1 protein-coding gene is annotated in these 284 nt (G+C 43.3%); it reads right to left on the bottom strand.

Annotation, left to right across the window (positions count from 1 at the left end; all coding sequences use genetic code 11):
- A partial coding sequence (locus LACDD01_RS11350) for an LPXTG cell wall anchor domain-containing protein (protein ID WP_156468538.1) occupies positions 1-284 on the bottom strand: 284 nt, incomplete at both ends.

Raw genomic sequence — 284 nt, 5'->3', positions numbered from 1 at the left:
ATACCTGCTAAGCCCAGATTAATTGAAGATTTTTCTCCTGTTTTCGGCAAGGACGTATTACCTTGAGCCCCTGACGTATTACTTGAGCCCCCTGTTGCAGGACTTACTAATCCTGGATCAGTCAAGGAATCTGACGTATTGTCTGAATATGAATGCGATTCGGATTCAGATATACTTACTGATTCGGACACACTTTCTGATTCGCTCTCTGAGTTACTCAACGATTCTGACTCACTGGTTGAGAGTGATGGGTACTCTGAATCGGATGTTGATTCTGAGCTACT

This window comes from Lactococcus sp. DD01, assembly GCF_001578715.1.
Taxonomy (GTDB): Bacteria; Bacillota; Bacilli; order Lactobacillales; family Streptococcaceae; genus Lactococcus; species Lactococcus petauri.
The sequence above is the reverse complement of the archived record's forward strand: the minus strand, read 5'-3'. Positions and strand labels throughout refer to the sequence as shown.